Genomic DNA, 11,855 nt, shown 5'->3' with positions numbered 1-11,855 from the left:
CGCGCTTTCGAGGGCGAATATCCAGCACTCAGCGAGCGGTGGGGAGGTGGAGGGTGAAGCGGCAGCCTCCACGCGTGTTGGTGGCCGACGCCGTGCCTCCGTGGGCCTCGGCCACTCCTCGAACGATGGAGAGGCCGAGGCCCGCGCCGCCTCCCGGCACGTTCTCCCGTTCCGGGGTGCGTGCCCCCGAGCCGCGCCAGCCCGCCTCGAAGACACGATCGAGGTCTGCCTCCGGGATGCCGCCGCACTCGTCCTCGACGGTGATCGTCACGGTGCCCGACGCCTCCGCACCGCCCGCCGCGGTCCCCGCGCACGCCACGGACACCCGGACGGTGCCGCCCGGTCCCGTGTGCCGGATCGCGTTCACCAGCAGGTTCTCCAGCGCGCGCCCGACCTGCTGAGCGTCGAGCGACGTCACCACCGGGTCGGTGACGTCCCATGCCAGCTGCACTCCGCCGGAGTCGGCAAGGGGCTGGGCGGCCGCTATCGCGTCGGAGGCCAGGTCGGCGACGGCGACCGGCTCGCGCCGCAGCGTCGCCGTGGGGGACTGGAGTCGGGAGAGGGCGAGCAGGTCGTCGACCATCGCGGCCATCCGCCGGTTCTCGGCGAGGATCCGGGGCACGTGCTCGTCCACCGGGCCGACGCCGTCCTCCAGCGCCTCCGCCAGTGCCCGCACCGCCGCAAGGGGTGTGCGCAGGTCGTGCGACACCCAGGACACCATCTCCCGGCGGCGTACCTCGATCTCGCGGTCGCGCTCGCGGGCCGCCTTCTCGGCGGCCGCCTCGGTGGTGACCCTGCGGATCCGCACCGTCAGCACCAGGCCGACGCCGAGCGCCACCGGCACCGTCGCGAGCAGGAGCAGCAGGACGGTCGTCGAGTCGACGTCGGACAGGAACATCGCCCGGGCACTCGCGTAGACACCCGCTGCCACGGATCCCACGACCACGAGCGGCGCGAGGGTCGCCGCGAGCCCCACCCGGCGACGGGCCAGGGTGAACAGCGCGACGGCACCCAGCGCGCCGACCACCGCGGCCACTGCGACGGACAGGACGACGCCCTCGAGGTCGTTCACGCGCCGTCCGCCCGTCCGGCAGCGGGTGGCGTGGCGTCCCACCGGTAGCCGACGCCGAACACCGTCACGAGGCGCGTCGGCCTGGACGGATCGGCCTCCACCTTCTCGCGCAGCCGGCGCACGTGGACCGTCACGGTGGACCGGTCGCCGTATTCCCAGCCCCAGACACCCCGCATGAGCGCCTCCCGGCCGTGCACCTGACCCGGGTGGGTGAGGAACCAGCGCAGCAGCTCGAACTCGCGCGCGGTCAGCTGCAGCTCGACCCCGGAGCGGAGGACGCGGTGTGCGGCCGGGTCGAGGCGCAGATCGCCGTCGCACAGCGTGCTGGGCGCCTCCCGGGCGGGCGCGACGGCGACCCCCGCGCGCCGGAGCAGCGACTGCACCCGCAGCACCAGCTCGCGTGGGCTGAAGGGCTTGACCACGTAGTCGTCGGCACCCGTCTCGAGGCCGAGCACCCGGTCCTCCTCCTCGCTCCGCGCCGTCAGCATGAGCACCGGCAGGTCGGCGCGGGCGGCACGCAGGCGTCTGCACACCTCCAGGCCGTCGATGCCCGGCAGCATCAGGTCGAGCACCACGGCGTCGGGCGGGTTCCGGGCGGCGGCCGCCAGCGCGGCCGGGCCGTCGGCGGCGTGCTCGGCCACGACACCGGCGCGTTCGAGGTAGGCGACGACCACCTGCGCGACGGTGGCGTCGTCGTCGATCACGAGAACTCGGGCCACTTCTGAAGGGTACGGTCGGTCGTCGCGAGGACCCGCGTTCCGGCGACGTGGTGAGGAACTCGTAAGAACCCGTTTCGAAAGGGCGCAACCCCAACCGTCCCCGCCTGCGTCTATGGTGCATGACGCAGACGAAGCGACGCGCAGGGCGCCGCAGACCAGTGCCGGGGCAGGTTCCCGGACATGGCTCCGGGCGGTGCTCGGGATGAGCGAGGTAGCGGTGAGTCCTGGGGTGCAGCCGAGCACAGGCGAGATGGTCGTCGTCCGGAGCGGTGTGGACCCCGTCGCGGACTTCACGGCTTTCGCGCAGGCCAACACTCCCGCGCTGTACCGGATCGCCTACCTGCTCTGCGGTGACCAGCACCGCGCGCAGGACCTCGTGCAGCTCGCCCTCGAGCGGACGTTCAAGGCCTGGAAGAAGGTGGGCGACGGCGACCCGTTCGCCTATGCGCGCCGCGTGCTGGCCACCGCGCGCATCGACACCTGGCGTCGCACCCGTCGCGAGGTGCTCACCGACGACCCGACGAGCAGCACCCGGGTGCGGAGCGCCCCGGCGTCGGACGCCCAGCTGGCCGAGCGTGACCGTCTCGTCCGTGCGTTGATGTCACTGTCGGTCAAGCAGCGCAGGGTGGTGGTCCTGCGCTACCTCCTGGACCGTTCCGAGTCCGACACCGCGGCCGAGCTGGGCGTCTCCACCGGCACGGTCAAGTCCACCGCCTCACGCGCCCTGGCGCGGCTGCGCACCCTCGTGGTGTCCGACGGCGAAGGGAGCCGATCATGAACGTGCACGACATCCACTCGAAGCAGGACGCAGCGATGATGGCCGGTCTCCGCGCGGCCGGCTCGACCATCGAGCCGCCCACCTCGCTGGACCCGACGACCATGGCCGTGCGTGCGGTGCGGAACGTCCGTCGACGCCGGATGGTGGTCGCGGCGACGGCGAGCGTGGCCGCGCTCGCGCTCACCGGCGCGGGCATCGGTGCGGTCGGCGCGATCTACGCCGACCAGCAGCCCTTGCCCGGCACGGTCAAGACGACCGCCGAGTCGACTCGGGCGAGTGAGCCGCCGGCCAGCGCGAGCCCTTCGCCGAGCCCGAGCGGTGAGCCGGACGCCGCGCCCACGGAGTACCTGGAGACCGGCGGCGGGACGCTGCCGGTGCTGCCCGCGGTCGAGCGCGGGGTGGTCGAGGGCGACGGGCACCACCCCTACATCCTCGGTGGCCTCTGGTACGAGGTCCCGCCGGGCGGCTGGTACGCGGTCGGCGATGTCAATGCGGGCGGCGTGGCCGGGTTCCTCGAACCCGAACATCCGATGGCGACGAGCTTCGACCCGGACCCGCTCGACATGAGCATCGACGACCTGGACGCGACGCTCGAGCTGCGGAACGTCACCGACGTCGCGGACTGGACGGTGCCGGCGAAGGACTCCGGCGCCACGACCCTGGACATCGAGGGTGCCGATCTTGTCGTCATCGAGCAGCACCGCAGGGACGGGAAGGTCCGCCCCGCGACGATCCGGATCCGCAGTGGCGCCGAGGGCTGGATCATCGAGACCCGCTTCTCCGCAGATGCGGCAGGCGACACCATGCTGCGGAACTTCGTCGGCAACCTCTGGCTCAAGGACGCGGGTGAGCCCGACTGGTACAAACCGCAGTTCGAGCACCCGACTCTGGCGAAGATCGAGCGGGGCATCCCCGCCGGCTGGCAGAAGACCGAGCACAACGACCTGACGTTCGGCGTGCCGGAGGGCTGGACGTCCGAGCCGACCGAGGGCCAGTTCTCGCCGGGCGTCGAGTGGACGGGAACGACCGTCACGCATGTCGAACCGGGCATCGACGCCGCGACGCTCGAGCTGTGGACGGACGCCACCGAGGAGGAGAAGGCGCGAGCGGCCGAGGAGATGACCTCGTTCGAACGGGTCTACGTCCAGGGCGGCAAGCCCGGTGGCAACTGGTGGAGCCAGACGATGTCGGCGCCCGAGTCACAGCTGATCGACGTGCCCGGTGCCGACTACGCCGAGGTCCAGCTGACGCTCAACAACGTGGACGGTGAGCCCGACTACTACTCGGCGAGCATCTACCTCCACCAGGAGGGCCAGGGCGAGAACCTGTTCCTGGTGGTCGACTTCGACGGTGGCAAGCAAGGTTGGCAGGATCTCCACACCTTCCTGGGGACGCTCGACTTCCGGCGGTGACGGCGCAGTGCGCGCGGGCTCGTGCCCAGGCTCGGAAAAAAATCGTGGACCTGGATGGAACCTTCGGCGTCGCCGGCCCGTGTTCCGTTCGTGACAGTCACGAGTCCGCGCGCACTGGCGCCAGAGTCCCGGGTCCCCAAGCCCGTGACCCTGCGCGTCGTGCGCGCCGACTCCAGCTCTGCGGACGACCTGGAGACCGTGACCACCGAGCAGAACACCCCAGACTCCCTATCCACGACGACGCCGGACCCGGCGTCGGGCGTTGCCCCCGTGCAGGCCGATACCGCGAGGACCGATACGGTCCCGGCTACCCGGCCGCTCACGGTGGTCCGAGGTGGGGCGGCGGACGTCGATGACGTAGCCTCGCTGCCCGTGCGGACAGACCGGCCTACGGCCACTCACGCGCGCAGGAACGCACAGATCTCGAAGAACGAAGAGTTCACCGCGTTCATGCGAGAGGCCAGAGATCCCCTCCACCGGATGGCCTTCCTCCTGAGCGGTGATGCGCACCGCGCGGAGGAGCTCACCCAGCAGACCTTCGAGCGGTGCTACCGGCACTGGCACAAGGCCAGGGCGGGTGACCCGCTGGTCTATGCCCGGCGGGTCCTGGCCAACCTGCGTATCGACGCCTGGCGCCGCACCCGGCGCGAGGTACTGACCGGTCCCGACGACCTGCCCCAGGACGACGTCCGCGTCGCCCGGGCGGCCGCCCGGATGCCCACGCGCACGGTGGACGACCGCGACGCCGTTGTGCGCGCCCTCCTGCGCCTACCCCTGAAGCAGCGCCGTGTAGTGGTGCTGCGTCATCTGCTGGACCTGTCGGAGTCCGAGGTGTCGAGCGAGCTCGGCATACCTCTCGGCACCGTGAAGTCCACCGCCTCGCGCGGCCTCGCCCACCTGCGCTCGATCCTCGACGTCGATTCACTGGGCGGAACCCGATGAACATGAACTCCTCCCACGGCGCCCCCGACGACGACTTCGTCGCACGGGTCCGCGAGTCGGCGCACGCTGCGGTACCCGCGTCGACGCTGGACCTGAACAGCGTCCTGCGGTCGAGTCGGCGTAAGCAGGCCACCCGGCGTGCGAGCGTGACGCTGGCGTCGACGCTCGCGCTCGCCACGGTGGGTGCGGGAGCCGCCGGCGCGCTCCCTGGCATCCCGGGTTTCTGGAGCAGCGCGCCGGTCGAGGTGGCGCCCAGCAGTGCCGGACCGACGGCCGAGGGCGAGGTGATGGTCGACCCGCCTGCGCCGTCGCCCACCGACCTCCCGGATCCGGAGGCCAGGCTCGCCTACCTCGCGCCTGGCGTGCGCACGGTGGCGGATCCCGCGACCTACCCCGTCGACAGGGACACCGTGGTGCTCGACCTCGGCCTGGACGCCGGGGGCGGCGACCGCTATCTCGCGGTGGTGACCCTGGCGAAGATCGACGGGCACCACAGCGCCACCGACCTGGAGCTGCTCGCCGGTGGTGACACCGCCCTCCAGAACCTCCGTGCGGGGAACCTCGGGGGGACCCTGCTGTGGCGAGGCGTCACGTCCGACGCGATGATCCTGCCGTCCGACGGCGGACCGGCGCTCGTGTTCGGCTTCTCGGGCGCGGTGGAAGGGGACCAGTTCCTGGTCTTCGACGACCCTGTGACCGGTGGTGCCGCGGGCGCGCAGGGGGCGCCCGCGGCACCGGAGCCCGACGACGCGGCCTCGGGTGCGCCAGAGGCGGGCACGTCGCTCCGGGTCACGCCGTTCGACGTGCTCGGCGACGGCAGCGTGTGGATGCGGGTCCTGCAGGTCGACCGTTCGACGGCGGAGCCACGCGGGTTCGTCTACTCGAACCAGGACACGTGGAGCGCATCCTGGTGCCACAGCACGTCGCCCGAGTGCGCGGTCATCCACGACGTGGCGGGCGAGTCCGTGAAGACGCCCAAGGCCGCCGAGCCCGCGCCGATGGTCGCCCGGCTCGTCCCGATGCTGACCGAGGACGCCGCGGCGAACGAGGTGCCCGCGATGGAGACCTGCGTCGCGCAGCGCACCGGCAAGGAGTGGGCGGCGCCGCCGCGGCTCACCGGCAAGTCGTTCGGTCAGGCGCCGAAGGGCGTGGACGCCGACGCCTGGCGGCTGTGCCTGATCGACATGAGCGAGGCGCTGCAGGTCGCCTCGACGAGCGAGGCTCCGCCGCCCGGCGGCGTGACGCCGAGCCCGGCTCCGAGCAAGGAGCCGACACCAGCTCCCGAGGACGAGGATCCCCTCGGCCTCGGCGCACTCCTGGAGGGACTCTTCGGGGGTTAGGACTTCCCGGTCCGCGTCTCGTCTGGGGAGATGGCGTGGACCGGGAACACACGAGCGGGCCGAGGCAGAGTCTGGGGATCTGCCTCGGCCCGTTCCATGCTTCTTCCGTGCGGCCACGTCTCCGGCCGGTTCCGGCCGGCCGCTATCTGGCTTCGTCCGGCCTACTCGCCCTCCTCGCAGGCCGTGCCGTTGCCGTTGCCGTCGAGGTGGGGCATGTAGCCCGGCTGCCCGTTCTGGAGCGGGGCGGCGCCGGCCGCGCGAACCGCGTCGCAGTTCCAGTAGAAGACGGTGCCCGGGCCTCCGCCACCGTTTCCGTTGCCGTCGTTGTCCTGCTCTTCCTGCTGCTGTTCCTGCTCTTGCTGTTGCTGCTCCTGTTGCTGCTGTTGCTGCTCGAGCGCCTTCTCGCGCTCCTTGAGCTGCGCCTCACGCTCGCCCAGCGCCTGCTCGCGCTCCGCCACCTCGTCGCGCTGCTTGTCGACCTGGGCGCGCTGCTCCTCGATCTCGGCCTGGTTCGCCTCCATCTCCGAGCGGACGTTCTGGGCGTCGGCGATCGCCTGGTTCGCGTCGGCCTGCTGGCCGGCGGTGACGATCACGCCGATGATCACGCCGAGTGCGATACCGGCCACGGCGACGGCGATCATGATGCCGACTCCTGGCGGACGCGGACCTCGACGTGGCCCGCCGGGGTGGGGTCCTGCGGACACGGGTGCGACCGCGACGGGCGCGGACGTCACCGGTCCGCCGGGTCCGGTGCGGTTCGCGTCGTCGATGCTCAGCGGGCCGGGGCCCGGTCGGGACGGGGGCGCCGACGGGCCGGCGGCCGCGACGGAACCCTTGCCGCCCAGACCCTTGAGCGCGGCGAGCACGCCGGTCGTCGGGCCCTTCTTCGGCCCCTCCGGGGGTGGTGGCGGTGGCGCCGTCCCGGGATGCGGCGGGTAGACCGGCTGCGGGCCGGAGCCGGGGCGAGGCGCGGCCGGGGGAGCGCTGATCGGCGCCATCGTCATGGTCGAGCCCATCGCCTCGGCGGCCGACATGCCGGCCGCGGACGGCACGGCTGACGCCGGGCGGGCCGGCGGGGCACCGACCACCTGGATCGCGACGGTCATCGTGTCGCCGCCGGCGCCCGCCGGGACGACGGCGGGTGGGGTCGGGCCGGAGGAGGCCGGGGGCGCGGGTGGTCCAGGTGGTGCGGGTGGTGCTGCTACGCGGGTCTCGGCGGCGGGCTGCGGGGCATCGGGTCGGTCGACCCAGTAGTTCCAACCGGGCGGGGCCGGTGGCCACGACGGGTCGGGAGCCCAGGCGGAATCGGGCCGGAATCCCGGGGGCACCTGCCAACCCGGAGGCGGGTTGAAGCGCACGGGCATGGTTGCTCCTTCGATACGGTCGGCCCCACTATCGGCCATCCAGGCGGTTCGGCGCCAGAACCAGGCGCCACGACTAGGGGTCTAACCGGACATATCTACCGCCTGCGAGGGTGACATTAGCGCGCTTGTGTCAGGGGTCACTGGTAGACCTGGGGGCATGTTCCTCCTGGAGCGAGACGACGCGGGCACTCTCGTGCACTCGGCAAGCGACCTGGTGATCGCCGGCGAGTGCGAGTTCCGCCTGTTGAGACGCCTTGACGAGCTCCTGGGTCGCAGCCCGCGCCGGCCGCGGGAGGAGGACGAGATGCTCGCCCGCACCGCGGCACTCGGTGAGGACCACGAACGGCGGGTCCTCGACGGTCACCTCCGCACCTTCGGCCCGGCCGACGCCGGACGCCCGGGCGGTGTCCTCGAGGTCCCGGCCGCGCGGCGGATGGCCCGTGACGAGCTGATCGAGGCGCATGCGCGCACGCTGGCCGCGATGGAACAGGGCGCCGACGTCGTCTACCAGGCTTCGTTCTTCGACGGCCGGTTCCATGGCCGCGCCGACTTCCTGGTACGCGACCCGCTCGGCGAGATGGTGCACAGGGGCGGGGCGCCTCAGCCGCGCCATCCTCATCCGCGCTACGCGGTGCACGACTCCAAGCTCGCGCGCCGCACCAAGGTGCGCGCACTGCTCCAGCTCGCTGCGTACGCCGACCAGCTCATGGACGCGCGGATCGACCCGACCGACGAGGTCCACCTCGTGCTCGGGACGGGGGAGACGACGTCGCACCGGCTGGCCGACCTGCTGCCCGTCTTCCGCAAGCGGCGTACCCGGCTTGTCGAGGTCCTGGACACCCACGTGGCCGACGACGCACCGGTGACCTGGGACGACGGCCGCTACCTGGCCTGCGGCAAGCTCCGTAGCTGCCCCGACTGCGCAGAGGCCGCCGCTCAGGCCCGCGACGTCCTGCTGGTCGGCGGGGTGTATGGCGTGCAGCGGTCGAAGCTGTCGGAGGCCGGGATCTCCACCATCGACGCCCTGGCGACCACCGAGGAGCCGCCCGACGGTATGGCTGCCGCTCGCTTCGAGAACCTGCGCGCCCAGGCGCGCCTCCAGCTCGGGCTCGACGACGGCGACGGCTCGGTAGCGCTCGACCACCTGCCCGACGGTGTGGATCCGGACGGGCCCGACGCACGGCTTCGCTGGCAGCTCACCGCGACGGAGGCCATCGACCGGCTTCCGCCACCGAGTGCGGGCGACGTGTTCTTCGACTTCGAGGGCGACCCCCTGTGGGAGGAGGCCCGTCTGCCCGGTGACGACCAGGCACGCGCCATGGGGCTCGACTACCTGTTCGGTTGGGTCGAACGCCCCGGTCCAGGTGACGGGACCCCGCCGTTCCACGGCCTCTGGGCCGACGACCTGGCGGGCGAGCGTGCTGCGCTGGTCCAGTTCGTCGACTACCTCAACGCACGGCGACAGACCTACCCTGACCTGCACGTCTACCACTACGCGGCCTACGAGAAGACGCATCTGCTGTCGATCGCGGCACGGCACGGGGTGTACGAGGACGAGGTGGACCAGCTCCTGCGCGACGGTGTGCTGGTCGACCTCTACGCGGTGGTCCGGTCGTGCCTGCGCATCTCGAACCGGTCGAAGTCGATCAAGAAGCTCGAACCGCTCTACATGCAGGACGACCCGGCGCGGGAGGGGGTCACCAGTGCGACCGCCTCGGTCACGGAGTATGCGGAGTACGCGAAGCTGGCCGCTGAGGGGGCGGAGCGGGCTGTGGAGCTGAAGCAGCGGATCCTGGACTACAACGAGTACGACTGTCGGTCTACGTTGCGGCTCCTCCAGTGGTTGGGGGGTGCGCGGGCCTCCGTGGGTGGTCCTGTCGCTGGTGGGTCTGCTGGGTCTGCTGGGGCGGCCGTGGGGAGCGAGAATGCGCGCGCGGATGCGTTCACGGGCCCCAGGGGGCCCTCCACTTCGGGAAGGAATACATCCGCGCGCGCATTCTCGCTCCCCACGGCCTTCGTTGCCGACTCACCTTCCGGGGGTGGTGAGCCCGCGTCGGGTGGGGAGATCGGGCCGCGTGCGGGTGGGGTGGCTGGGGGAGTGCCGTTGGTCGAGCCTGGCGAGACCTTGGGGGTCGCGGGGGCGTCGGCGGGGCGTGGAGGGGAGAGTGCTCGGGGGGTGGCTCGGAGGGAGGGGCGGGAGCGGCGGCTGGCGTTGGCCGCCGAGATATCGGCTCGCGTGGGGGAGAACCGTGGGGAACGGTCGCTCGAGGTGCAGGCGCTCGCGTTGCTGGGGGCCGCCGTCGGGTACTACCAGCGGGAGGACAAGCCGTTCTGGCAGGAGCACTACGCGCGGCTTGAGCTTCCGCTCGACGAATGGCCTGGCCGGAGGTCGACGTTCCACGTGGAACGTTCGACCGTGCTGCGCGACTGGGGGGTCGTGGGGCGTGATCGGCTGCCCTCACGGGAGATCGAGCTGGTCGGGCGCATGCTCGACGGTTCGCGGGTCGACGGGTCCGATCTCGGCGTCGGTAACACGGTGCACGTGCTGTACGACCAGCCGGTGCCGGCCGTCGTCGGCGAGCTGGAGGCACGGGCCGTGCGCGGGGAGCATTCCGGCGGCGTGATCCAGGAGGTCCGGGAACCTGGTGAGCGGGGCGACGTGCCTCGGGGACGCGACGTCGTCGTGCTGCGGGAGCGGCTCTCCGGGGGAGCGGAGCCGCACGAACAGGCGCCTGTCGCTCTCGCGCCACAGTGCGGACCCGCACGCGACGCGCAGGAGCGGGCGGTAGAGGAAGCCGCCCGGGCAGCGCTCGCCTCGTGGGACACGGGTCGGATTCTGCCCGACGGGGCCGCGGTCGATCTGCTGCGCAGACGGCAGCCGCGACTGGTCGGCGGGGCGCTGCCCGAGCTCGGCGACGAACGGGACGGTGGTCTCGGCGGCGGTCTCGATCTCGAGGCGGCGGTGCACGCGGCCGTCGAGCGGCTCGACCGTTCCTACCTCGCGGTCCAGGGACCGCCCGGCACCGGCAAGACCCATGTCGGCTCGCACGTCATCGCCAAGCTGGTGGGCGCCGGCTGGCGGGTGGGCGTGGTGGCCCAGTCGCATGCGGCGGTCGAGAACATGCTGAGCGCCGTGGTTGAGAAGGCGGACGTGCCCGCCGAGCTCGTGGCGAAGAAACAGCGGGCGAAGGGCGCCGAGCAGGTCAGCGGTCAGCCATGGGTAGAGCTGTCGAGCACCCAGCTCGCGGACTTCGCGGCGAACAGCTCGGGCGGCTGCGTGGTGGGAGGCACCGCATGGGACTTCGCGCACGAGCGCTGGCCCGACGAAGGGCTCGACCTGCTGGTCATCGACGAGGCCGGCCAGTTCTCGCTCGCCGACACGATCGCCGTCGGCCGGTCCGCTCAGCGGCTCCTGCTGCTCGGCGACCCGCAACAGCTGCCGCAGGTCAGCCAGGGCAAGCACCCTGAACCCGTTGACGAGTCGGCACTCGCCTGGCTCGCGGCCGGCAGCGCCGTGCTCCCGGACGGGCTCGGCTACCTGCTGCCCGAGTCGTGGCGCATGCATCCAGACGTCTGCGCCGCGGTGTCCGAGCTCTCGTACGCCGGACGCCTCTCGGCCCATCCGGTCACGACCACGCGATCGCTCGACGGGGTGACCCCCGGAGTGCTGCACGTCCCGGTAGTGCACGAGGGGCACTCGACGTCGTCCCCCGAGGAGGCCGCCGAGGTGGTGCGCCAGGTGCGGAACGTGGTCGGGCGCACGTGGACGCCGGGCGGCGGCGGGCAGTCCCGCCCGCTCGGGGCAGACGACGTGGTGGTGGTCGCCGCATACAACGCGCAGGTCCACCTGGTCCGCCAGGCGTTGCGCGACGCCGGTCTCGACGGCGTGCCGGTCGGAACCGTCGACATGTTCCAGGGGCGTGAGGCGCCGGTCGCGATCCTGACGCTCGCCGCCTCGACGCCCGACGACGTCTCCCGGGGCATGGGCTTCCTGTTGTCGCGCAACCGCATCAACGTCGCGGTCTCGCGCGCGCAGTGGCAGGCAGTGGTCATCTCGTCGCCCCGGCTCACCGACTACCTTCCGGGAGACCTGGAGGCCGACGGTGTCCGCCACCTCATGGAGCTAGGCGGATTCCTGCGCCTCATCGGCGGCTGATCGCCGCCGGCCGAGACCGAAGACCCGCCGGTCGAGCTTGCCGAGACCTACAGGGGTCTCGGCAAGCTCGAC

The 11,855-nt window shown here is 72.1% G+C and carries 8 protein-coding genes; 5 read left to right on the top strand and 3 right to left on the bottom strand.

Features of this window, described 5'->3' with window-relative positions:
* Positions 1 to 28: 28 nt before the first annotated feature.
* Together ACQEVI_RS11105 and ACQEVI_RS11100 are read right to left on the bottom strand one after the other, a co-directional pair.
* The gene (locus tag ACQEVI_RS11105) at positions 29 to 1,072 is read right to left on the bottom strand and encodes a sensor histidine kinase (protein WP_432898252.1); all 1,044 of its coding nucleotides are present in this window, start codon (positions 1,070 to 1,072) and stop codon (positions 29 to 31) included.
* Positions 1,069 to 1,791: a response regulator transcription factor gene (locus ACQEVI_RS11100; protein WP_432898249.1), complete on the bottom strand. Its 723-nt coding sequence runs from the start codon at positions 1,789 to 1,791 to the stop codon at positions 1,069 to 1,071. The genes ACQEVI_RS11105 and ACQEVI_RS11100 overlap by 4 nt, the downstream gene beginning before the upstream one ends.
* A 202-nt stretch (positions 1,792 to 1,993) precedes the next feature.
* On the opposite strand from ACQEVI_RS11100, the gene ACQEVI_RS11095 reads away from it, so the two are divergent.
* The 4 genes from ACQEVI_RS11095 to ACQEVI_RS11080 all read left to right on the top strand — a co-directional run bounded on the left by ACQEVI_RS11095 (position 1,994) and on the right by ACQEVI_RS11080 (position 6,263).
* Positions 1,994 to 2,569 carry a SigE family RNA polymerase sigma factor gene (locus ACQEVI_RS11095; protein ID WP_432898246.1) on the top strand — a complete coding sequence of 192 codons (576 nt, stop codon included), beginning with the start codon at positions 1,994 to 1,996 and terminating at the stop codon, positions 2,567 to 2,569.
* Positions 2,566 to 3,981: a hypothetical protein gene (locus ACQEVI_RS11090; RefSeq protein WP_432898243.1), complete on the top strand. Its 1,416-nt coding sequence runs from the start codon at positions 2,566 to 2,568 to the stop codon at positions 3,979 to 3,981. The genes ACQEVI_RS11095 and ACQEVI_RS11090 overlap by 4 nt, the downstream gene beginning before the upstream one ends.
* A 90-nt stretch (positions 3,982 to 4,071) precedes the next feature.
* Complete coding sequence (locus tag ACQEVI_RS11085) at positions 4,072 to 4,923, top strand: SigE family RNA polymerase sigma factor (protein WP_432898240.1); 852 nt, start codon at positions 4,072 to 4,074, stop codon at positions 4,921 to 4,923.
* A 2-nt stretch (positions 4,924 to 4,925) separates the two neighbouring features.
* Positions 4,926 to 6,263, top strand: coding sequence for a hypothetical protein (locus ACQEVI_RS11080; protein ID WP_432898237.1), 1,338 nt, complete (start codon positions 4,926 to 4,928; stop codon positions 6,261 to 6,263).
* A 161-nt stretch (positions 6,264 to 6,424) separates the two neighbouring features.
* On the opposite strand, the gene ACQEVI_RS11075 is transcribed toward ACQEVI_RS11080, so the two are convergent.
* Positions 6,425 to 7,627: an excalibur calcium-binding domain-containing protein gene (locus ACQEVI_RS11075; RefSeq protein ID WP_432898235.1), complete on the bottom strand. Its 1,203-nt coding sequence runs from the start codon at positions 7,625 to 7,627 to the stop codon at positions 6,425 to 6,427.
* Between the two features lie 157 nt (positions 7,628 to 7,784).
* Here ACQEVI_RS11075 and ACQEVI_RS11070 point away from each other — a divergent pair, with 157 nt between their 5' ends.
* Complete coding sequence (locus tag ACQEVI_RS11070; protein WP_432898232.1) at positions 7,785 to 11,783, top strand: TM0106 family RecB-like putative nuclease; 3,999 nt, start codon at positions 7,785 to 7,787, stop codon at positions 11,781 to 11,783.
* Positions 11,784 to 11,855: the final 72 nt, after the last annotated feature.

The sequence above is a fragment of the Promicromonospora sp. CA-289599 genome (genome assembly GCF_050936155.1).
In the GTDB taxonomy this organism is placed as follows: domain Bacteria; phylum Actinomycetota; class Actinomycetes; order Actinomycetales; family Cellulomonadaceae; genus Promicromonospora.
Note: the sequence above shows the minus strand (reverse complement) of the source record. Positions and strands in the feature narration are given on the sequence as shown.